Consider the following 22,362-nt stretch of genomic DNA (forward strand, 5'->3'; position numbering starts at 1 on the left):
AATTACCCCCAAAGAGAGACGGAGCTGGATACAATGACCCCTTTGGATACACAGTATACGCTGAATGATCGCTACGACCGGACCACGGGCCGTATTTATATCACTGGAACACAGGCGCTTGTGCGCATCCTGTTGATGCAGGCCCAGATGGACAAACGGGATGGCATCAATTCTGCTGGTTTCATTAGTGGCTATCGCGGCTCGCCACTGGGAGCTGTGGATCAGGAACTGTGGCGTGCCAGCAAGCGTTTGGAGGCATCAGGCATTGAATTCCTGCCTGCAATTAACGAAGACCTGGCTGCAACAGCCGTTCTTGGAACGCAGCAAGTAGAAACGGACCCTGACCGTACCGTCGATGGTGTTTTTTCTATGTGGTACGGCAAAGGGCCAGGGGTTGACCGGGCTGGCGATGCGCTGAAACACGGCAATGCGTACGGTTCAAGCCAGCACGGCGGCGTTCTTGTTGTTGCCGGCGACGATCACGGCTGTGTTTCTTCATCCATGGCACACCAATCAGACGTGGCCTTTATGGACTGGTTCATGCCGACGCTTAACCCCGCTTCCATTTCAGAATATCTGGAATTTGGTCTGTATGGGTATGCCCTGTCTCGCTTCTCTGGCATGTGGGTGGGCTTCAAGGCCATTTCCGAAACCGTCGAAGGCGCAGGCTCTGTTGAACTTAAAGAACTGCCAACTTTCAAGAAGCCGGACGATTATGAAATTCCGCCCATGGGGCTGCATTACCGCTGGCCCGATCTGCCCGGACCGCAAATTGAAAACCGTATGGTGGTCAAAAAAGAAGCTGTGCTAGCATTCGCCCGCGCCAACCCGATCGATAAGACCATCTACGGCGTTAAAAACGCCCGTTTCGGTATCGTAACAACTGGCAAGGGGCACCTAGACCTGATGGAAGCGTTGCGCCTCCTTGGGCTGAACGAAGGCGCTTGTCGCGATCTCGGCATAGATATTTATAAAGTTGGCATGACATGGCCGCTTGAGATGCAGGGTCTGACGGACTTTATGCAAGGCAAGGAAGAGATACTTGTTGTCGAAGAAAAGCGCGGCATCATTGAAAGCGAAATCAAGGAATATTGCTTTGCAAACCAGACAGCACCGCAGCCGCGTGTCTACGGTAAAGAAGATGGCCACGGCAACGCCCTGCTGCCGTGGGTTGGGGAACTAAGCCCCGCACTGGTTGCAAAAGCCCTGACCGCCCGCCTGAAAGCCACCCTTGATCTGGACACATCAGATAAACTTAGCGCCCTCCAGCGTGCGGTTTCAAAAGTAGAGCCGGTCACAAACGTTAGTCGCCTGCCCTACTTCTGCTCTGGCTGCCCTCATAACCGATCAACCAAAGTCCCCGACGGTAGCAAGGCGCTTGCAGGCATCGGCTGTCACTTTATGGCAAGCTGGATGAACCGTGACACGGAAAGCCTGATCCAAATGGGTGGTGAAGGCATCAACTGGGTTGGTCGTTCCAAATTTACCGGTAATGGCCACATTTTCCAGAATTTAGGCGAAGGTACCTATTATCATTCTGGGTATATGGCAATCCGTCAGGCAGTCGCGGCCAAGACCAATATCACCTATAAAATCCTGTTTAATGACGCTGTTGCGATGACAGGCGGTCAACCCGTGGATGGCCCCATTTCTGTCCCGCAAATTGCAGCACAGGTGCGCGCCGAAGGGGTTGAGGCAATCTCTATCCTGACGGACGAGCCAGAAAAGTACCACGGCATCCCCCTGCCTAGCGGTGTAAAAGTCCATAATCGGGATGATCTTGATATGCTGCAACGACAGTACAGAGAAATCCCCGGGGTATCGGTTTTGATCTATGATCAGACATGTGCCGCTGAAAAACGCCGCCGCAGAAAACGGGGTACATTCCCGGACCCTGCCAAACGTGCTTTTATCAACAGCAGGGTTTGTGAAGGCTGCGGTGATTGTTCGGTCCAGAGTAACTGTCTCTCAATTGTTCCCAAGGAGACACTGGCAGGCCGCAAACGCCAGATTGATCAACATAGCTGTAACAAGGACTTTTCCTGCGTCAATGGTTTCTGCCCAAGCTTTGTCACCGTTGAAGGAGGCAGCCTGAAGCGCCCCGCAGTGACGCAGGCCGCAGGGTTTGACCAAGCCGCAGCGGCCTTGTCTGCACCGTCCCTGCCTACGATCGACGGTGCTTATGACTTACTGGTATCGGGCGTTGGCGGCACAGGTGTTGTGACCATTGGTGCCATTCTGACCATGGCCGGGCACCTAGAAGGCAAGGGCGCAAGTGTTCTGGACTTTATGGGCTTTGCGCAAAAAGGCGGGTCGGTCCTGTCTTTTGTTCGGTTTGCTCAGTCCCCGGACACGCTTAATCAGGTCAGAATTGAAAGTGCACAGGCCGATGCGGTTATCGCTTGTGATATGGTGGTCGCAACTGGCCCGGCTGCAATGCGGGTTCTGGGTACAGACACGACCAAGGTAACCCTGAATGACGAACAAATCCCGACCGGCGATTATGTCCTTAACCGTGATGCGGATATGAATATTGATTTGCGGACGGGCACTCTGGCACAGGTAGTTGGTAAAGAGAACCTGACAATTGTCCACGCAACTCATCTTGCACGTACGTTGATGGGCGACAGTGTCTTTTCCAACATGCTGATGGCTGGCTATGCCTGGCAGCAGGGATTAATACCGGTTTCTCTTGATGCAATCATGCGAGCCATTGAGCTTAACGGTGTGGCTATTGATAAAAACAAGGAGGCTTTCACCTGGGGCCGACTGTCTTTTGCAAATCCTGATTTTGTCAACGGCTGTGCGAAGCCGGAAGTTGCGCTTGATACCAGTCTGCCTGCCCTGATGGCCTATCATCAAGAATTCCTGACCGACTATCAGTCAGCAGACTATGCAAACGAATATCTGAAAGTCGTTGAGAGTGTCAAAGCTGCGGAGGCAAAAGTATCTTCATCATCCGACCTTACAGAGGCCGTCGCACGGGCCCTGTTCAAACTGATGGCTATTAAAGACGAATATGAAGTTGCACGCCTGTTCACGGATGGCAGTTTTGAAAAAGAACTGGCTGAAAACTTCGAAGGCGATTATGCGGTGAAATTCCATATGGCCCCACCAGTTTTTGGCGGCAAGCCCGGACCAGACGGACGTCCGAAAAAACGGGAGTTTGGTGCCTGGATGAAAGGTGCCCTGAAAATTATTGCCAAACTGCGCCCCATACGCGGCACCGCTTTCGATATTTTTGGATACGGGCAGGAACGCAAACACCAACGCCAACTGCTTGTGGACTATAAAGCACTAGTCGCTGACATCACCGATACTCTGACATCGGCGAACCACGATGCAGCAATTTCGCTGGCAAATGCCGTTCTGGAGGTTCGCGGGTATGGACCTGTGTTCGAAGACGCGCTAAGAGACTATCAACAAAATCTGCCGAACCTGAAAGCTGCCTTTAAAAAGGTGCAGGCTTCAGAAGCCGCATAAGGAGATCCGTATGTTTACCGCGTTGACCGAATTACCAACTGACCCGATCCTTGGCCTGATGGCAGCGTACCGCGCTGACACCCGCCCGGGAAAAATCGACCTTAGTGTCGGTGTCTACATGAACGAAGACGGGCATACGCCTATTTTTGACGCGGTCAAAAAGGCAGAAGCATACCGACTGCAGTCTGAAACGACCAAAGCCTATATCGGCATGGAAGGCACGCCGGGATTTAATACGTTGATGCAGCAGGAAGCGTTCGGCGCAGATCACAGTGTTTTAGCTGCTGGCCGTGTGGCAAGCGCACTGACCCCCGGTGGCTGCGGCGCCCTGCATCTGGCAGCACAACTGATCAAGGCCGCGAATGCAGATGCGACCGTTTGGGTCAGTGACCCAACCTGGGCAAACCATGTGCCACTGATCGGTGGCGTCGGGCTTAAACTGGAAACATATCCGTATTTTGACCGGGCCACTCACGGTGTAAACTTTGATGCCATGATGTCTGTTCTGAACGGCCTTGGACCTTCTGATGTTGTCCTTTTGCATGCCTGCTGCCACAACCCGACAGGGGCTGATCTACCCCCTGAACAGTGGGACCAAATTGCTGAAAGCGCGTCGATAAAAGGATGGATTCCGTTCCTCGACAGCGCCTATCAGGGGCTTGGAACAAGCCTGGACGCAGATGCTTACGGCATTCGCCGCATGGCAGATGCTGTTGATGAAATGTTGCTTGCCATGTCCTGCAGCAAGAACTTTGGACTGTACCGCGAACGCGTCGGCATGGTGGCTGCTGTCACACCTGCAGATAAACAGGCTGCAACGCTAAGCCATATCAAAACCATTGCCCGCGGCATTTACAGCATGCCACCTGCCCACGGCGGGGCGATCGTTGAACATATTCTCGGAACGCCAGAGCTGCGCACAAACTGGGAAAATGAACTGAAAGACATCTGCAGCAGCATCCAGACTAGCCGGGCCTTGTTGTCCCGTGCATTGACAGCGTCAGGTGCGCCGGGTTCCTTTGACTATCTGACAGAGAACAAAGGCATGTTCTCTTTCCTTGACCTCAGCAAGGAACAGATTGAAAAATTACGTACCGATCATGCCGTTTATATTGTAGGGTCTGGCAGAATCAATCTTGCCGGTGCCCATAAAAACAATGTGGACCGGATAGCAGAGGCAGTCAAAGCCGTTAGCTAAAGGCACTATGACAAACGATCAGGATATAGACCAACAATCTGAGCAAGCCGGTGTAGTGTCGGCGTCCGATAACAATACGTTTGGTAAATATCTAAAGTTCTGGCGTACCACCAAGAAAATCAGTCAGGAACAATTGGCATATGATCTCAATTGTTCCTCCAAACATATTAGCTTTTTGGAAAACGGCCATACGCGGCCCAGCCAGAACTTGATTCTGCGCATTTCAACCGCCCTGCAACTTGCCAAAAGCGACACCAACCACCTGTTGATCGCCGGGGGATTTCGCCCGCTGCATGATCTGCTTGAAGATGATGCCAAAGAGCGTGAGTTTTTAAATCAGTCTCTAAGCCTGTTGTTGCAAACAGTAGGCGCCGCACCTGCACTGATCCGTGACAGGATAGGCAATATCAAAATGATGAACAGGGCCTGTGTCGTTTTCTGGCAGGAATGGTTGGGCGACGCCATCTATGATCCGGACCTGATGAATATCTACCGCTTAGCGTTTAGCGAGCGGGGATGGCGCCCCTACCTGCTGAACTGGCCAGCACTTGCACAGAAATTCATGACAAACCTGAAACAGGAACTGCTTCTCGAATATGATCCAGAAGCCGAAGCCCTACTTGAAATTCTAGCAACACAAGTAGGCATAGAAGCGTCGACTACGCCAGATAATCTTGGTGATATCTATCTTACCAAACGGCCTTCCATCCTACTTGAACTGTATAACCCCGAAAAAGATCAGCGCATCTCTAGTCTGATTTGCACCAGTACCGTTGGCAGCCTGAGCCAGAATGTAAAATCCAGTCTGATCCTGGAGGTTCAGTGCCCGTATGATTATGACCCTCCTTTCAGCGCAGAGGAAATTGCTGCAATGGATGATGTGCGTCATCCACTTTTACCATACTAGACGGTCAAATTTCGTCCATTATTGCCCAAAAATGTCAAAATTTAATCCCTTCCATTGATTTTTTTACTAGCGTGAAACACGTAATTGATTGCATTAAATTTCACCTAATATCTAAAATATATTAAATATATCAAAAATTTAATGCCGTTTTATCGCAGGATATAATTTTTCAATTTTACCCGTTAAACGCGATATAAAATTGGACTAATGACCTATTTTGTTCATTTCGCCATCATTTTCGTATATAGTACATACGTCCTAGAAGAAGGGCGTATTACACAACAAAAAATAAAATAATAATATTTTGGAAACTCTGGAGGAAAATATGAACATTACGAGGTGCATTCCTGATTATCCGACTTCTCTGAAATCTATTCTTTCTACAACAACAGCCATCGGTCTTTCTTTGGTCGCTGCGGCACCTGCGATTGCCCAGGAAATGTTACTTGAAGAAATTCAGGTTACTGCGCAGAAACGGTCCCAAAGTGTACAGGATGTCGGTATCGCAATCACCGCGCTTTCGGGCGATCAGATGCGTGCGCTTGGCTATACCAACGCGCAGCAGGTTACTGCCCTGGCACCAGGTGTCAGCACGGTACAGCCCAACGGCGAAGCAAATTATGCTGTCGCTATTCGGGGCGTTGCCAACAGTGACTTCACAACCAATGTTGAAAGTCCCGTAGCGATCTATGTGGATGAGGTCTATATATCACAAATGTCTGGAACCGGGTTCCAGCTATTTGATATGGAACGGGTCGAGGTGCTTCGCGGACCGCAAGGAACTCTGTTTGGCCGTAATGCGACAGGCGGTCTGGTGCAATTTATCACTAAAAAGCCAACCGAAGAATTTGAAGGCTATGCATCTCTGTCATATGGTAGCTGGAACCGCGTTAAGGGCGAGGCAGCTATCAGCGGACCCGTCAGTGAAAATCTGTCTGCAAGGGTCAGCGTTACCGGGCATAAAGGCGGTGGCTACATTGAAAACCGTCTAAGCGACAAGGACCTGAATAACGTCAATGATTATGCGGGACGTCTTCAGCTTCTTTTCAAACCGACCGATACGATGGACATTCTACTGAATGTGCGTGGATCCAGTCAGGATATTCGTACTGGCTTCTTCGAGCATGCAACAGCGATCTATCCGGATTCGACACCAACCCCAGGAGTGCCGAACTCTAATCTCGACGGATATACGGATACAGATGGGGATGTCTATGCCGGCGACTATAACTTCCAGGGCTATAATGATCTGGAAACTATGGGGTATACGGCAACGATCTCATGGGATGTTTCAAGCAACATGACCCTGACAAGTCTGACCGATTATCAAACAGTGCAAAGAAATTATATTGAAGACTCAGATTCTTCCCCGTCTGACTATTTCAATTTCTTCCTGACGACCGATTCAAAACAGTTTTCTCAGGAACTGCGCCTGAACGGCACAACGGACAGAATGAAATGGGTCACCGGTTTCTATTATCTTGATCTGGACATTGATGACAGCAACGGCACAGTCGCCCGTGACTGGTTCAAGGATGCCCTGCCCGCACTGTTTGGCGGAACACAGGAAGAATTCGGTGGTCTGAATGGTATTTACAACCCATACAGCCTGCAATCTGAAAGCTGGTCCATCTTCGCGGATATTGAATATGACCTGACGGATACTTTGTCCCTGACAGGTGGTTTCCGCTGGATCGAAGAAGACAAAACCATGGAATACCGTGATATCGGCGTCCTCTTTACAGATAATGCTGAAGCAGCGCCCATTGAAAATTACACGGAACTGTTTGATCTGGTTATGCCCTATAGCGGCGAACGTGATGACGGCAACTGGTCTGCACGTGTGCAACTGAACTATAAGCCGAATTCTGACTTGCTGACATATCTTAGCTGGAACCGCGGCGTGAAATCAGGCAGCTTTAACGCGCCTGTTCTTCCAACCGATATTCTGGTCACCGATACATTCATGAACTATGAGCCAGAGAAACTGGATGCGTTTGAAGCAGGTTTTAAACTGGATATCCCAGACAGCAATCTCAGGATCAATGGTGCTGCCTATTATTACGACTATAAGAACTATCAGGGCTTTTCGATCGTAGGGCTGGATACTTTCACCCTGAACACTCAGGCTAAAAACAAAGGGTTTGAGCTGGAGGTCTTCTCCTCACCGGCACCGGGGCTGGATTTGATGGCAGGTGTTGGCTACATCGATTCTGAAGTAACCGACATTCCCGGCATGACCATTGATGTGGAAACACCAGCAGGTACCGCAGAAGCGTTTTTGCCCGGTGCAGTCCTGACGTCTGTTCAGACACCTAAATGGAATCTGAACGGTTTGGCGCGCTACGAATTTGCAGTCGGTGAAGGCAGCATGTCCGTCCAAACTGATTTCCAGTATCGCAGCAAGCACTATTTCTCGTTACTGCAGTCACCTGCATCAACAGAAAAAGGCTACGCAATTTTCAATGCATCAGCCGCATGGATGAATGCAGATGAAGACTGGGAGGTTCGTTTCTCTGTTGATAACCTGTTTAATGAGAAGTACCGCGTTCAGATATTCGATCTGTCGGGCAACATTGACAATGGCGGCCTGTTCTTTGGCATGATCGAAGAATATTACGGACGTCCACGGTCATGGCGTCTGAGCGTTACGCATAACTTCTAGAACCTAGGGACTAGATACGCACGGCCAAACATACAGTCTTTTTACTGCGTGTTTGGCCATTTAAATAGTGTCAGAATTAAAGGAAGCGCCACAGCACTCCTTAGGAGAATTTCAACATCGCGACACCGGAGACAATCAAAGCAACGCCAAAAAACCGGGCAAATGATGCAGGGTCTCCATACACCAGCACGCCAACCAAAAACGTTCCAGCCGCACCAATACCTGTCCACACTGCATATGCCGTACCCATCGGTATATGGCGCTGGGCCAACCACAAGAAAAAGCCACTTGCCACCATAAAGATCACGGCAAGACCAACGCCGAGCCAACGTGTGTCCGGAGCCTGTGCTATCTTAAGACCGACTGGCCAGCCAATTTCCAAAAAACCTGCAATCACCAAATATAACCAGCTCACGTATCCTGCTCCTTATTCAGCTACGGATAAAAACCGCACCACGTCATCCTTAAACTTTAGACTGTTCATACACCGGGTGCTTAACTGTATCAGGAAATACTGCCGGAAAAACGAATGTATGCGCATGCCTGCTATGCGCAATAGCACATCCGCACTCAAGTCCAAGATACAGAATCTGATCACAATAACTTGCAACTGCCGAATGATATTTGACCCACCGTTATACTTGATGCTAAATCCCGTTGAACTGGCTCAATCCAGACTATTCTTTAAATATTCAGGACACAGATTATGAAGAAGCTTCGCCTTCAAGGGCGTCACGATAAGGCAACATCCAAGAAAGGACGTGACCGCGTTCTGAAAATTTTGAATGCTGCCCGCGATCTCATCATCGATGAGGGCTTCCACCGCCTGTCTATGCGGCGTGTCGCAGAACGGTCAAAAATGACTGTCGGTAATCTGTCGTATTATTATTCCAGTAAATCTGACCTGCTTCATGATCTGGTAGAAAGTGTTTTGCAGGGGTATGAAGACGACTGGGACCGTTTCCTGGTTGATGAGCATCTGTCAGCAGAGGAAAAGCTTGCGTCTATCATCACGGCGATTATCGAAGATTTAGCAACTGTTGAAACGACACGTTTCTTCCCTGAATTGTGGGTTATGGCAACCCATGATCCGGTTGTGAAAGAATGTATGATTGATGTCTATTCTCAGGTCAGACTGATTATCGCGCGATTGATACAGGAAGTGAACCCAGCCCTTGATGAAACCTCCTGTTATGCGCTGGCATTATTCATTGTTTCATCTATCGAAGGGCATACCGTCTTTATTGGTGACGACAAATCCTGCACGCATCTTGCCCCTCACATCCTGAAAGTTGCTGTCCCTACGTTTTTGTCACTGGTAAAAAATGCCACGAACGATTCTGTTCAACCCCTTAGTGCATAATAAGTTTTCTTAAAAACCGCTGTTTCTTACCGCTTATGACATCAGAAATCTGATTTCTGATGCTTGACTCTATCTTTTTAATGGATAAGATTAGTACACATGTCCTATTAATGGGATTTCTTAAAGGGGAGACATCACCATGACGACACTGAAGTCACTAGTGGCAACAGCTTGTTTTTTTTGTACCGGCGCGCTTGCAGCCGATGACCTGCCAGTAGAACCAACGCCAAATGTTGTTACCCTGCCCTCGGAATATTCCAAGGACTGGATTTTTGCACAGGACCTGAATTTCGTGGAGCCCGTTGGCGGAAAAATTGTCGTCCTTGATGTCGCAGCCGATACCAGAAACTATAAAGGCGCGATGAATGCTTCCCTGTTCGCCAGTTTTACACAATCTACAACCCGCCCAGAACTATACAGTGCCCAGACATTCTATTCCCGCGGCACATACGGTGACCGTATTGATGTACTGGCTATCTATGATACTGCGACATTGTCGCCGGTAGATGAAATCATTCTGCCTGGCGGCAAGCGCGGTCAAACAATGTCTACCCGCAGCAACCTTGTTATGAGCGGTAATGACCGCTTTGCGTTCGTTTTCAATTTCACCCCTGCCGCATCGGTTCAGATTGTGGACATGGTTGAACGCAAACTGCTCGAAGAAATCCAAACCCCGGGGTGCTCTCAACTATATCCCACCGGGGATACGAACTTCGCGATGCAATGTGCTGCGGGTGGCATGTCCGTCTTTGAAATTGATGCATCTGGTGCCTTCCAGAAACGGCACGACACCGAGGCTTTCAACGACATTGATGACAATCCACTTTTTGTAAAATATGCGCGGATTAATGACGTTGCCTACTTCCCTACATTCCTTGGCGACATCCAGCCAATTGAACTGAAGGACGGTACGGCCAAGCCCCTTGAAAGCTGGTCAGTCTTAACCCCGGAAGAAAAAGCCCAGAACTGGCGCCCTGGCGGTTGGCAGGTGATCGACGGTGGTGACACTGATGGTCTTTTTTATATTCTGATGCATGCAGACGGCGTGGAAGGATCCCATAAAAATGGTGGATCAGAGGTTTGGGTGTTTGATCCGGAGACACGCACTAAAGTTCGTACCATACCGCTACCTAATTGGGGCATCACAATTGCGGTTACGCGCGGTGAAACACCGTATCTGACCGTGACCAACGGAAACTTTGAACTGGATGTGTTTAACGCCAAAACCGGTGAGCTTCTGCGCACGATCGGTGGCGGTGCTACCCAGCATGCATTCCAGCTATTCCCCGTTGAATAAAGGGTGCCGTCGTGATTGACCTTGGTATTCAGTTCGCAGTTTTAACATTTCTGGCAATCTTCTTTGCTGGTAGTGCCCTGCATAAACTTACACATTTTTCCAGCTTCCGGCTTGCCATAACCGGCTACGGAATTATGCCTGCCGCGCTTGTACCCACTGCGGCCGCTATCGCCGCAAGCGCGGAAGTACTGGTCGTTGTCTTAGCCCTACTGCCTGGATATCAGCCTGTTGCGGCCCTCCTTGGAGCCTCCTTGTTCCTTGGCTATGCCTGCCTGATGATGGTTGCTATTTTGCGCGGTAATGCCGGGGCAGATTGTGGCTGTAACTGGGGCAACAGTCGTCAGTCCACGCCTCTTGGCAGACCCCTTATCTACCGTAATCTGGTGCTTGCATTGATCACGTTGATCGCCGTTGCGACACCTGACATACGGTCACTTGTATGGCTTGACTGGGTAACCGCCCTTCTTGCATCCGCCGCGATCATTCTTCTTTATCAGGCATTTAACGCCCTGATCGCCACCCTTGCCTTTCAACAGGAGCATTCTTCATGACCACGGCCCTGATCATTTCACAAATCCTATCATGGGTTATTATTGTTGCACTGGCTTTGATGGTGCTGGCTCTGATGCGGCAAGTCGGTGTCCTGCATGAACGGATTGCGCCGGCAGGTGCCCTGTCTATGAACCAAAACTTAAAAAAGGGCGATACAGCCCCGACACTTGCAGCAAACCTGCTGGGTGGTGGCAAAGTTTCTATCGGCGGCGCGGAACGCAATGGCAAAAGCCAGCTTTTATTCTTCCTGTCGCCTGATTGCCCTGTTTGTAAAACACTGTTACCCGCGCTTGGTTCGATGAAAAAAGCCGAAGCAAAATGGCTGGACGTTATTCTGGCAAGCGACGGCGCAGAACCTAGCCACCGCGCTTTTATCAAAGAACGTGGGCTGGAACATTTCGATTATGTTGTCTCAGAACTGCTTGGCCGCTCATTCGGTGTCAGCAAACTACCTTATGCTGTGCTGATTGATGAAAACGGCAAAATCGCCTCGCTCGGCCTGATCAATTCACGCGAACATCTTGAAAGTTTGTTTGAAGCAAAAGAGCGGGATGTAGCTTCCATTCAGGACTATATGCAAAGCAGAACGGCAAGCTAAACACCAATAAGTATTCAAGAGGGTAGCCGGTAAGGCACCCAGTCAGAATTAGGGAAGTACGGAAGGAAAAATCGGTGAAATTTATTGACCAACTGACGGAAAAATTCTCCCGCCAAATAGCGATGAAAACATCACGTCGCAGTTTCTTGACGGGGCTTGGCGGTACATTGATCGGCGGTGCATCCATCCCGTTACTGCCTGTTGCTCGGGCTGCAGAAAATGGCTACCCAGGGGTTGCAACGCAAACAACCGGCAACATTCAGGACCCAGGCGACCCATCATCATGTGATTATTGGCGCTACTGTGCCATTGACGGTTTTCTCTGTAGTTGCTGCGGCGGCACGCAAAACGCCTGCCCACCGGGCACGGAAATGTCACCCATTACATGGATCGGTACTTGCCAAAACCCTGCTGACGGCAAAAATTACATCATTTCCTACAATGACTGTTGCGGCAAATCCGCTTGCGGACGTTGTCTATGCAACCGTAACGAAGGTGACCGCCCCATGGTTCGCCCACAGGCAAACAATGACACCAACTGGTGCCTAGGCACAGCCAGCACGTCCTACACGTGCTCTACGGCTGTTATCCTTGGCACGGCACTCGAATAGCAGAACCGCTATGAAATGGTCCGTGAAATCATCAGTTCGCAGTAGCTTCACAGCCGCTATAGTCGTAGGTCTTTTCTCTGCAATGCCAGTGTCTGCTCTCTCTGAAGTGTCTGCCCTATCTGGCACGAACGAAGCAGGTGCAAAAGCCTATAAACGCTGCGCTGCCTGTCATCTAGCCACTGGCAAAGGTGTCCCAGGCGCATTCCCGCCAATTGATAATCGCCTGACAGGATTAATGGCAACACCGGAAGGGCGCGACTATCTGGTCATGATTATATCTGCCGGTTTGATGGGGCCCATCGCGGTCGACGGCATGACATATCGCGGTATTATGCCAGCACAGGGCAACATCCTGAAGCACGACGGCATTGCAAATGCGCTAAACTATATCGCCACTGACCTGTCTGAGACACCAGAAGACTTTGCCCCGTTCACTGCGGAGGAAGTCAAGGAAATCACGGCACGCCACAAAGGCATGAACAGTCGCGGTACACACGGGCTCCGTCAGCCTGCCTGGGATTCGGTTAAAGAGTAAAGGGCACCCTATGCAGCAACGCAAATACCACACACAAACAGCATACGTGAAATCGGCGCTGATTGCCTGCGTGGGCATACTTCTTGGACTAAACGGCTCTGCCGCCACGGCATCTGACAGCACTACAAACAGTCTATCAAACAGCATGGCCCATGCCGCTGCTGAAATGCCGACACTGAATGCGCACCGTGCCATGATTAATTACATCATTCATTGTCAGGGCTGCCATCTCCGAAACGGCGAAGGATCTGAAGGCGGCGCTCCGTCAATGGTCGGTGTTGTTGCGAACTTTCTGAACGCCCCCGGCGGCCGGGAGTTTCTGTTGCGCGTACCGGGTGTTGCCACCACCGCGCTGGATGACGCTGCGACGGCAGAAGTGATGAACTGGCTAATTTTCGAATTTGACAAAGACCATATACCAGCAGATTTCAAGCCATTCACCCCGGATGAAGTGGGCCACATGCGCAAGAAACCATATGTGGAAGAAGCAGAGAAAATCCGCGCAGAACTGATTGACTATCTGAACAGTAATTAGGCCAACAACACAGGGCGTTTCACCCAGCGGCCCACAAGTATAGAGAGGATGCCCAGTGACACTTTTAAGCCATACCCAAGGTAAAACCGATATACCGCTGTGGGACTGTACGATCGGTCAGGCCCTTGATCAAACGTCAGAAAAGTTTGGTGACCGTGATGCGCTCATTAGTCTGCATCAGGGCATCCGTTGGTCTTATGCTGACTTTAATCAGAAAGTCGATGAACTGGCAGCAGGTTTTGTCGCGCTTGGCCTTGAGAAGGGTGACCGAGTAGGCATCTGGTCTCCGAATAATGCCGAGTGGGTTTTAACCCAGTTTGCCACAGCAAAGGCTGGTTTGATCCTGGTAACCATTAACCCTGCCTACCGAGTTTCCGAACTTGAATACGCTCTGAATAAGGTTGAATGTAAGGCGCTTGTACTTGCGCAGACCTTCAAGACATCCAATTACGTCGAAATGCTGCAGCGTCTGGCCCCTGAGATCAGCAACTGCGTGCCAGCAAGGCTTAAGGCTGCCAAGCTGCCACATCTGAAAATTGCCGCCGTTATTGCAGACACGGCACCAGACGGTTTTTTAACATTCAGCGACATCTCTGATCGTGCAACGGACACCGCGCGGCAAAACCTGAAAGAGGTACAAGCCAGTCTTTCCCCCGATGATGCCATCAATGTTCAGTTCACATCCGGGACAACAGGTTTCCCAAAAGGGGCGACCCTGTCCCACCGTAATATCCTGAATAATGGCTATTTCACAGGTCGCCGCCAGAATTTAACCGAGGCAGACCGTATGTGTATCCCGGTTCCTTTGTATCACTGTTTTGGAATGGTGCTTGGGACCTTGTGCTGCGTCTCTTTTGGTGCCGCCATGGTTTTCCCGGGTGAAGCCTATGACCCTGAAACAGTACTGAAGGCTGTCGAACAGGAAAAATGCACCAGCCTGTACGGGGTGCCAACCATGTTCATTGCGGAACTGTCGCACCCTGATTTTGATCAATATGACCTGTCATCCCTGCGCACAGGGGTTATGGCAGGATCCCCCTGCCCGATTGAAACAATGAAAAAAGTCATCGGCAAGATGCATATGTCAGAGGTCACAATTGGGTACGGTATGACGGAAACCAGCCCGATCAGCATGCAATCAAACCCCACAGACACGCTTGAAAAACGTGTCACAACCGTTGGCAACGTACACCCCCATGTTGAAGTCAAAATCATTGATGAAGACGGAAATATTGTTGAACGCGGCATACAGGGCGAATTTTGCACACGCGGATACAGCGTCATGAAAGGCTACTGGGGGGATGAAGAAAGAACCCGTGAATCCATTGATAAAGACGGCTGGATGCACTCCGGTGATCTCGCCACCATGGATGAAGACGGGTATGTCAATATCACGGGCCGCGTCAAAGACATGATTATCCGCGGCGGAGAAAATGTATACCCGAAGGAAATTGAAGAATTTCTCTACAGACATGAGAAAATACAGGATGTTCAGGTTTTTGGTGTACCAGACGACAAGTACGGCGAAGAAATCTGTGCCTGGATTCAACTGAAACCCGGACAGTCTGCGAATACACAGGAAATCAAAGACTTCTGCCGTGATCAGATCGCGCACTATAAGGTGCCGCGCTACATCAAATTTGTAGAAGAATTCCCAATGACCGTAACCGGCAAAATTCAGAAATTTGTCATGCGCGACATGATGAAAGAAGAACTGCATCTGCATACGCAGAAAACAGCCTAAAAATATCATTAGAATTGGAAGAGGGGATCGACGTGTCAGACTATAAATTATGGATTGATGGTAAAGCAACCGAAGGAGCGTCAAACCTTGATGTCGTAAATCCGGCGACAGAGAAGGTCTTTGCCTCCATCGCCAGATCAGACACCGCGCTTGCTGATAAGGCTATTGCATCGGCAAAGGCCGCACAAAAAATTTGGGCAAAAACGGCTATCGCAGACCGGCAGGTAGCACTGAATAAAATCGCAGATGCCCTGAACGCCAACGCAGACAAAATTGCTCGCGTCCTGACACAGGAACAAGGCAAACCAATCGCCGAAGCATCTGCAGAGGTCATGTATACCGAAGCCTTTATCCGGTATTTTGCGACCATGGACCTGCCTGTAGAGGTTCTTCAGGACGATGATGCCAAGCGTGTTGAATTATACCGTAAACCCCTCGGTGTTGTGGCCTGCATTATACCCTGGAACTTTCCCTTGCTGATCATTGCTTTTAAGGTTCCGCTGGCCCTTCTCGCCGGTAATAGCTGCGTGATCAAGCCGTCCCCGACCACGCCACTGACAGCTGCCCTGTTCGCTGAAATTTGCGCGGATATTCTGCCAGCGGGTGTCATAAACACCGTCAATGACGACAATGATCTGGGCGGCTATCTGACCCAACATGCTGATGTTGCCAAAGTCTCTTTCACTGGCTCGACCGAGACAGGTAAAAAAGTTATGGCGTCGGCGGCAAATACACTGAAACGACTGACCCTGGAACTTGGCGGCAATGACCCCGCCATTGTCCTGCCCGATGTGAATGTTGCAGAAACAGCCGCCAAAATGTACGGGGCAGCATTCATGAATTGTGGTCAGGTTTGTCTGGCGCTGAAGCGTGCCTATGTCCACGAAAGTATCTATGACGAAATGTGTGACGAACTTGCAAAACTGGCCAAGGCAGCCATTGTCGGAGACGGCCTTGAGCAGGGTACGCAAATCGGCCCGCTGAATAACAAAATGCAGTACGAGAAAGTCAAAGGCTTCCTCGAGAACGCCAAAAAAGCTGGCAAGGTTATCGCCGGTGGCGAATTGCCGGACGGTCCCGGCTATTTTATTCCGCCAACCATTGTCCGTGATGTGAAAGACGGCGATGAAATTGTCGATGAAGAACAGTTCGGCCCCATCATGCCTGTCATTAAATACACTGACAGCGATGATATTATCGGCAGCGCCAATGGCGTAGATGTCGGCCTTGGTGGCTCTGTCTGGTCAAAAGACATCGCCAAAGCCAAAGAAATCGCCCTGCAGGTGGAAAGTGGTACTGTATGGATCAACACCCATCTGGACTTTGGACCAAACATTCCCTTTGGCGGTGCAAAACAGTCTGGAATTGGCGTAGAGTTTGCGCAGGAAGGACTGAACGAGTTCACACAGGTTCAGGTTATTAATCAGGCGAAATAATCTCCCCCTACCCTCTGCGTCTGATTATACTTTTAGGGGAGCTCAATAGCTCCCCTTTTATCTGTAGCAACATTGATATAGCTGTCTGGCTAAACAAACACGTCCTCGGTCAGACCTTTCAGACCATCAATAAACATCTTGGTTATAATCGCTGCCAATTGCTCGGAGCTTACAGGCCCATCCGGTTTAAACCAGATATAGGTCCAGTTCACCATTCCCAGCATCAGCATGGAAATCGCCGTTTTTGCCTTATGCTTTTCAAAAGGAAGGGGTGATATTTCATTCGCTAAATCTGCAAATGCATGCACAACACTGTTTTGAAGGCCCACGACTTCTGCCTTTTGTTCAGCGGTCAGGGACTTCAGTTCATTGATCATCAGATGGTGCTGAGGCACTGTATTTTCATACACGATCAGATACCGACGGATAATCTTTTTCAGCCTTTCCTCGGCTGAAATATCCATCGCCATCACTTCCTGAGCCAGCTTGTCCAATTCAATCACATGATCCAGCATAGCGTGATACAGCATACTCTGCTTTGATTTAAAGTAATGATAAATCAAGGACTTGGACATGCCGCATGCATCAGCAATCTGGCTTATTGACGCCTTGTGGTAGCCCCCATCAGCAAATACTCTGGCGGCCGTATCCAGAATAGACTGCTTTCTTTCATCATAATCTTCGGCCTGTGGTCTAGCCATAATACCCCCTTGGAAACAAAAAGATGCTGCGTGCCTGTGATACGCCGTACACCCTTGGATGGTTGCCAGCTATATAAACGGATTTTCGATTCAAAATACACAGTAAATTGATCAGATTATTTAATTGACTGATTGGTCGGTTAATGTTTTACTCCCCACCTGCCCTTTCTGGGAGAGAATATGGGCACGCCCAAAAATCTATCACGCTGCTTTAAGGAGAGTTTCATGAAACTGCAGAGTTACGCTCTTGGTGAATGGTATACACCCCCACTTGACGGAAGCCCGATCAAGGACGCATCAACCGGCGAAACTATCGCTACAGTTTCAAGTGATGGACTGGATTTTAAAGCCATGCTGGAGTATGGCCGCACTGTGGGTGCCCCTGCACTGCGCAAAATGACATTCCATGAGCGTGCTATAATGCTAAAGAACGTTGGGTTAGCCCTGACGAAAGCAAAAGACGAACTGTACGAATTATCATACCAGACAGGCGCAACAAAGTCTGACACCTGGGTGGACGTAGACGGTGGTATCTCTACTTTCTTTGTCTATTCCTCCAAGGGTCGCCGGGAAATGCCAAACCAGCCATGGTATGTCGACGGTGATGTCGAGCAGCTCTCCAGAGGTGGCACATTCCTCGGCCAGCATATTATGGTGCCACGCCGGGGTGTTGCTGTTCATATCGATGCCTTCAACTTCCCTGTATGGGGCATGATGGAAAAGTTGGCGCCAACACTACTTGCTGGTATGCCGGCCATTGTGAAGCCTGCTTCCTCTACAGCGCATCTGACTGAAAAAGCCTTTAAATATATGATCGACAGCGGTGTCCTGCCGGAAGGTGCCATACAGCTTATCTGTGGCCGGACTGGCGATCTGTTTGATCATCTGACGTGCCAGGATGTTGTAACCTTCACAGGTTCTGCCAGCACCGCCCACTATCTGCAGAAACACCCAGCTTTCACCGAGAAGGCAGTCCCGTTTGTTGCAGAATGTGACAGCCTGAATGCCTCCATCCTTGGCCTTGATGTGACCAAGGACTCGCCTGAGTTTGATCTTTTCATCAAGGAAGTTGTCCGCGAGATGACTGCCAAAGCAGGCCAGAAATGTACTGCTATTCGCCGTACAATCGTACCGCGCAATCTGGTTGCAGACGTGAAAGACGCACTGATCGCGCGTCTTGGCAAAACCACCGTTGGTGACCCGCGCGCAGAAGGGGTCAGAATGGGCCCACTCGCCAGTCTTGACCAGCGTGAAGAAGTCATCAACCGTATTAATGACCTGAAAGAATACTGTGATGTAGTCCTGGACGGCACGACTGAATTTGACGTATCCGGTGGTGATTATAAGGCTGGCGCATTCCTGAAGCCTACACTTCTGTACTGTGATGCGCCGCTCGAAACTCCAGAGGTCCACAGCATCGAAGCCTTTGGCCCCGCATCAACAATTATGCCGTATGACACGACAGAAGATGCAATCACTCTGGCTAATATGGGTGAAGGTAGCCTTGTTGCGTCACTGTTTACCTATGACCCTGAGATTGTCTCAGACGTTGTGATGGGCATCGGTGCCTATCATGGCCGCCTTGTTGTCCTGGACCGTACCAGTGCAGGCGAAAGCACGGGCCACGGTTCTCCCCTGCCGCATATGAAGCATGGTGGACCAGGCCGCGCCGGTGGTGGTGAAGAACAGGGCGGTATCCGCGCCGTTAAACATTATATGCAGCGCATCGCTATTCAGGGCTCCCCTGATGTTTTGACGAAAGTAACAAACAAATGGGTTTCCGGCTCCAAAGAGCTTGAAATGGATGCGCACCCGTTCCGCAAAACTTTCGATGAGATTAAAATCGGCGATACACTCCACACCAAGGAGCGTACTGTCACACTGGAAGATGTTGAGCATTTTGCAAACTTCACCGGCGATACCTTCTACGCACACATGGACGAAGAAGCCGCAGCCGCAAACCCGATCTTTGGTGCCCGCGTGGCACACGGCTATTTGCTCCTGTCTTTCGCAGCGGGTTTGTTTGTCGACCCTGCACCGGGGCCAGTTCTGGCGAACGTCGGCCTTGAAGGGTTGAAGTTTACCAAGCCTGTGTATCCTGGTGACACCATCAAGGTTCGTCTGGTTTGTAAGCAGCGCACAGCCCGCATGAATGAAGACTTCGGCGAAGTCCGCTGGGATGTGACCGTTACCAACCAAGATGGTGACGAATGCGCAAATTATGAACTGCTGACGCACAACACACGCGTCCAGTAACACTGTATACCGGGAGAAAACCATGACGTACGAAACCATTCTTTTCCGTGTTGAAAACGGTGTTGCCTGGGTATCGCTAAACCGTCCTGACAGGCTGAACGCAATCAATGATCAGATGTTGAAGGAACTAACATCGGTCCTTGACGAGACAGAGAGCAACGATGCTATCCGCTGCTTGGTCCTAACCGGTGAAGGCAGAGCCTTCTGCCCCGGTCAGGATTTGAATGACCGGAACGTATCCGGCGGTGAACGTCCTGATTTGGGTGAAACGGTCGGCAACGGCTATAATCCTTTCCTGCGCCGTTTCTATAATCTGTCAGTTCCGACCATTGCAGCCGTAAACGGCGTCGCAGCTGGCGCTGGGGCCAACATTGCCCTGGCCTGTGATATTGTCATCGCTGCTGACACCGCCAAATTCATCCAGGTGTATTCCAATATTGGCCTGATTCCTGATGCAGGTGGCAGCTTTATCCTGCCAAGACTAATCGGCATGGCCAAAGCCAAGGAGCTGACCTTCACTGCACGACCGGTCAAAGCAGACGAAGCAGAAAGCATGGGCATGATTGCACGCTGTGTGGCCGCTGATGACCTGATTGCAACGGTAAAGGAAATGGCCGAAGGGTTCGCGGTAAAACCAACATTTGGACTGGCGAATACGAAAAAAGCTTTGCATGCCTCCTATTCCAATGACCTGGATACACAGCTCGATATGGAGCGGGACCTGATGCAAAAATGCGGATTTTCTGACGATTATAGCGAAGGTGTTTCTGCGTTTCTGGAAAAACGCACGCCTGTCTTTAAAGGGCGCTAGGATGACGGATACGCCGACCAACTGCCCAATTGATCTGATTACCTCTGTTTGGCACGATCGGGGGCTAGAGGGGTTACTTGGCGTTACCATAGACAGCATCGAAGACGGCAAAGCATCAGTGTCGATGGATCTGAAGCCAGAGCATCTGAACTTTGCAGGCACCGCCCACGGCGGCGTGCTGTTTTCTCTGGCCGATAGCGCCTTTGCGCTTGCCTGCAACACCCGGCACAATCTGAATGTCGCATCGGGCTGTTCGATAGAATTCATGCGTCCAGCGATGCCAGGGGATAAACTGACGGCCACAGCCCAGTGGGTGGATACAAGTGGAAGATCCTCTATTTACGACATTGTCGTTACCAACCAAAACAACGATACGATTGTCCTGTTCAAGGGGCGGTCTCACCAGACATCAAAATCACTAAGTGATCTAAAATAACGGAGAGTTTTCATGGCTGATGCCTTTATTTGTGACGGTATTCGTACCCCGATTGGCCGGTTTGGCGGTGCCCTTTCAAGTGTTCGCGCGGATGATCTGGCTGCCCTGCCTATCAAGGAACTAATGAAACGTAACCCTGGCCTTACGGCGGACGCGATTGAGGATTTGATCCTTGGCTGTGCAAACCAGGCAGGCGAAGACAACAGAAACGTTGCCCGGATGGCATCCCTTCTGGCGGATCTTGGTACACCCGTACCCGGAACAACGGTTAACCGCCTGTGCGGGTCTGGCATGGACGCGATTTCCATGGCCGCACGTGCGATCAAAGCCGACGAAGCCAACCTGATGATTGCTGGCGGCGTTGAAAGCATGAGCCGCGCGCCGTTTGTCATGCCCAAAGCCAGCAGCGCATTCTCCCGCAATGCTGAGATATATGACACCACCATCGGATGGCGTTTCGTTAACAAGAAGCTGAAAGCCGACTACGGCATCGACAGCATGCCTGAAACCGCAGAAAATGTTGCCGAAGAGTTTTCCATCAGCCGTGTCGATCAGGATATTTTCGCAGCTGCCTCCCAGGAAAAGTACCAAAAGGCAAAAGCAGACGGTTTCTTCGATGAAGAAATCATGCCGGTTGAAGTACGTGTCAGCCGTAAGGAAACAGCAACTATCACAGAGGATGAGCATCCACGTGCTGGTACTACGGCAGAAAGTCTTGGTAAACTGCCAACACCCTTCCGCGAAAACGGCACAGTAACAGCGGGTAACGCATCAGGCGTCAATGACGGAGCATGTGCGGTGATTGTTGCCTCAGCTGATGCAGCTAGAAAATACGGCCTGACACCAAAGGCACGGATTGTTGGTACAGCAGTTGCCGGACTACCGCCCCGCATTATGGGATTTGGTCCAGCGCCTGCCTCCAAACTGGTTCTGGAACGCACGGGTATTGCCCTTAGTGACATTGACGTTATCGAACTGAACGAAGCGTTCGCAGCACAGGGCCTAGCAGTAACACGTGATCTGGGTCTGGCCGATGATGACAGCCGGGTTAACCCGAACGGTGGTGCCATTGCAATTGGTCACCCACTTGGCATGAGCGGTGCGCGTCTGGTCTGGACCGCCGCGCGCGAGCTAGAACGCCGGGACGGCAAATATGCACTTTGCACCATGTGCATTGGGGTTGGTCAAGGTATCGCCATGATCATTGAACGCGTTTAAGGGATAGTCTGAATAA

At 50.4% G+C, this 22,362-nt stretch carries 19 protein-coding genes; 17 read left to right on the forward strand and 2 right to left on the reverse strand.

The features are described 5' to 3' along the window. The first annotated feature begins 24 nt into the window (after positions 1-24). From IE181_RS00320 to IE181_RS00335, 4 genes are all read left to right on the forward strand, one after another. On the forward strand, positions 25-3,483 hold the full coding sequence (locus tag IE181_RS00320) for an indolepyruvate ferredoxin oxidoreductase family protein (protein WP_444542926.1): 3,459 nt from the start codon (positions 25-27) through the stop codon (positions 3,481-3,483). Between the two features lie 10 nt (positions 3,484-3,493). Continuing rightward, positions 3,494-4,681: an amino acid aminotransferase gene (locus IE181_RS00325; RefSeq protein WP_191249573.1), complete on the forward strand. Its 1,188-nt coding sequence runs from the start codon at positions 3,494-3,496 to the stop codon at positions 4,679-4,681. 7 nt (positions 4,682-4,688) lie between these two features. Then, a complete protein-coding gene (locus tag IE181_RS00330; RefSeq protein ID WP_191249574.1) occupies positions 4,689-5,588 on the forward strand; it encodes a helix-turn-helix domain-containing protein in 900 nt (299 codons plus the stop codon). A 325-nt stretch (positions 5,589-5,913) separates the two neighbouring features. Then, positions 5,914-8,253, forward strand: a complete 2,340-nt coding sequence (locus tag IE181_RS00335; RefSeq protein WP_191249575.1) for a TonB-dependent receptor — start codon at positions 5,914-5,916, stop codon at positions 8,251-8,253. A gap of 100 nt (positions 8,254-8,353) precedes the next feature. On the opposite strand, the gene IE181_RS00340 is transcribed toward IE181_RS00335, so the two are convergent. Next, positions 8,354-8,668 (reverse strand): DMT family transporter, encoded by a 315-nt coding sequence (locus IE181_RS00340; protein WP_191249576.1) that lies wholly within the window; start codon positions 8,666-8,668, stop codon positions 8,354-8,356. A 291-nt stretch (positions 8,669-8,959) separates the two neighbouring features. Here IE181_RS00340 and IE181_RS00345 point away from each other — a divergent pair, with 291 nt between their 5' ends. From IE181_RS00345 to IE181_RS00385, 9 genes are all read left to right on the forward strand, one after another. Next, the gene (locus tag IE181_RS00345; RefSeq protein ID WP_191249577.1) at positions 8,960-9,616 is read left to right on the forward strand and encodes a TetR/AcrR family transcriptional regulator; all 657 of its coding nucleotides are present in this window, start codon (positions 8,960-8,962) and stop codon (positions 9,614-9,616) included. Between the two features lie 139 nt (positions 9,617-9,755). Beyond that, positions 9,756-10,913 carry an amine dehydrogenase large subunit gene (locus IE181_RS00350; protein WP_191249578.1) on the forward strand — a complete coding sequence of 386 codons (1,158 nt, stop codon included), beginning with the start codon at positions 9,756-9,758 and terminating at the stop codon, positions 10,911-10,913. Between the two features lie 11 nt (positions 10,914-10,924). Beyond that, entirely contained in the window at positions 10,925-11,464 is a 540-nt protein-coding gene (locus tag IE181_RS00355) for a MauE/DoxX family redox-associated membrane protein (protein WP_191249579.1), read from the forward strand. Beyond that, the gene (locus IE181_RS00360) at positions 11,461-12,063 is read left to right on the forward strand and encodes a redoxin domain-containing protein (RefSeq protein WP_191249580.1); all 603 of its coding nucleotides are present in this window, start codon (positions 11,461-11,463) and stop codon (positions 12,061-12,063) included. Before IE181_RS00355 ends, IE181_RS00360 begins: the two co-directional genes overlap by 4 nt. Before the next feature lie 74 nt (positions 12,064-12,137). Further along, positions 12,138-12,674 (forward strand): methylamine dehydrogenase light chain, encoded by a 537-nt coding sequence (locus IE181_RS00365; protein ID WP_191249581.1) that lies wholly within the window; start codon positions 12,138-12,140, stop codon positions 12,672-12,674. Positions 12,675-12,684: 10 nt separating this feature from the next. Then, positions 12,685-13,209: a c-type cytochrome gene (locus IE181_RS00370; protein WP_191249582.1), complete on the forward strand. Its 525-nt coding sequence runs from the start codon at positions 12,685-12,687 to the stop codon at positions 13,207-13,209. Between the two features lie 10 nt (positions 13,210-13,219). Beyond that, complete coding sequence (locus IE181_RS00375; RefSeq protein WP_191249583.1) at positions 13,220-13,744, forward strand: cytochrome C; 525 nt, start codon at positions 13,220-13,222, stop codon at positions 13,742-13,744. 55 nt (positions 13,745-13,799) lie between these two features. Continuing rightward, a complete protein-coding gene (locus IE181_RS00380; RefSeq protein WP_191249584.1) occupies positions 13,800-15,488 on the forward strand; it encodes an AMP-binding protein in 1,689 nt (562 codons plus the stop codon). 32 nt (positions 15,489-15,520) lie between these two features. Beyond that, entirely contained in the window at positions 15,521-16,924 is a 1,404-nt protein-coding gene (locus IE181_RS00385) for an aldehyde dehydrogenase family protein (RefSeq protein ID WP_191249585.1), read from the forward strand. 89 nt (positions 16,925-17,013) lie between these two features. Here the strand turns inward: IE181_RS00385 and IE181_RS00390 are convergent, their stop codons facing one another. Further along, positions 17,014-17,625 carry a TetR/AcrR family transcriptional regulator gene (locus IE181_RS00390; RefSeq protein ID WP_191249586.1) on the reverse strand — a complete coding sequence of 204 codons (612 nt, stop codon included), beginning with the start codon at positions 17,623-17,625 and terminating at the stop codon, positions 17,014-17,016. Positions 17,626-17,850: 225 nt separating this feature from the next. Here IE181_RS00390 and paaZ point away from each other — a divergent pair, with 225 nt between their 5' ends. From paaZ to pcaF, 4 genes are read left to right on the forward strand one after another with little or no spacing between them, the layout of a single operon-like run. Continuing rightward, a complete protein-coding gene (gene paaZ, locus IE181_RS00395; protein WP_191249587.1) occupies positions 17,851-19,881 on the forward strand; it encodes a phenylacetic acid degradation bifunctional protein PaaZ in 2,031 nt (676 codons plus the stop codon). Positions 19,882-19,903: 22 nt separating this feature from the next. Next, the gene (locus IE181_RS00400; RefSeq protein ID WP_191249588.1) at positions 19,904-20,692 is read left to right on the forward strand and encodes an enoyl-CoA hydratase-related protein; all 789 of its coding nucleotides are present in this window, start codon (positions 19,904-19,906) and stop codon (positions 20,690-20,692) included. A 1-nt stretch (position 20,693) separates the two neighbouring features. Beyond that, a complete protein-coding gene (paaI, locus tag IE181_RS00405; RefSeq protein WP_191249589.1) occupies positions 20,694-21,128 on the forward strand; it encodes a hydroxyphenylacetyl-CoA thioesterase PaaI in 435 nt (144 codons plus the stop codon). A gap of 12 nt (positions 21,129-21,140) precedes the next feature. After that, entirely contained in the window at positions 21,141-22,346 is a 1,206-nt protein-coding gene (pcaF, locus tag IE181_RS00410; protein ID WP_191249590.1) for a 3-oxoadipyl-CoA thiolase, read from the forward strand. Positions 22,347-22,362 lie beyond the last annotated feature (16 nt).

Origin of the sequence: Kordiimonas sediminis (assembly GCF_014656395.1) — a bacterium.
Classification (GTDB): domain Bacteria; phylum Pseudomonadota; class Alphaproteobacteria; order Sphingomonadales; family Kordiimonadaceae; genus Kordiimonas_A; species Kordiimonas_A sediminis.

Bases quoted from the DNA above. Each gene is read 5' to 3' on its own strand.
- IE181_RS00325 (WP_191249573.1), top strand. From the start codon at position 3,494: ATGTTTACCGCGTTGACCGAATTACCAACTGACCCGATCCTTGGCCTG.
- IE181_RS00330 (WP_191249574.1), top strand. From the start codon at position 4,689: ATGACAAACGATCAGGATATAGACCAACAATCTGAGCAAGCCGGTGTA.
- IE181_RS00335 (WP_191249575.1), top strand. From the start codon at position 5,914: ATGAACATTACGAGGTGCATTCCTGATTATCCGACTTCTCTGAAATCT.
- IE181_RS00345 (WP_191249577.1), top strand. From the start codon at position 8,960: ATGAAGAAGCTTCGCCTTCAAGGGCGTCACGATAAGGCAACATCCAAG.
- IE181_RS00350 (WP_191249578.1), top strand. From the start codon at position 9,756: ATGACGACACTGAAGTCACTAGTGGCAACAGCTTGTTTTTTTTGTACC.
- IE181_RS00360 (WP_191249580.1), top strand. From the start codon at position 11,461: ATGACCACGGCCCTGATCATTTCACAAATCCTATCATGGGTTATTATT.
- IE181_RS00370 (WP_191249582.1), top strand. From the start codon at position 12,685: ATGAAATGGTCCGTGAAATCATCAGTTCGCAGTAGCTTCACAGCCGCT.
- IE181_RS00375 (WP_191249583.1), top strand. From the start codon at position 13,220: ATGCAGCAACGCAAATACCACACACAAACAGCATACGTGAAATCGGCG.
- IE181_RS00390 (WP_191249586.1), bottom strand. From the start codon at position 17,625: ATGGCTAGACCACAGGCCGAAGATTATGATGAAAGAAAGCAGTCTATT.
- paaZ (WP_191249587.1), top strand. From the start codon at position 17,851: ATGAAACTGCAGAGTTACGCTCTTGGTGAATGGTATACACCCCCACTT.
- IE181_RS00400 (WP_191249588.1), top strand. From the start codon at position 19,904: ATGACGTACGAAACCATTCTTTTCCGTGTTGAAAACGGTGTTGCCTGG.
- paaI (WP_191249589.1), top strand. From the start codon at position 20,694: ATGACGGATACGCCGACCAACTGCCCAATTGATCTGATTACCTCTGTT.
- pcaF (WP_191249590.1), top strand. From the start codon at position 21,141: ATGGCTGATGCCTTTATTTGTGACGGTATTCGTACCCCGATTGGCCGG.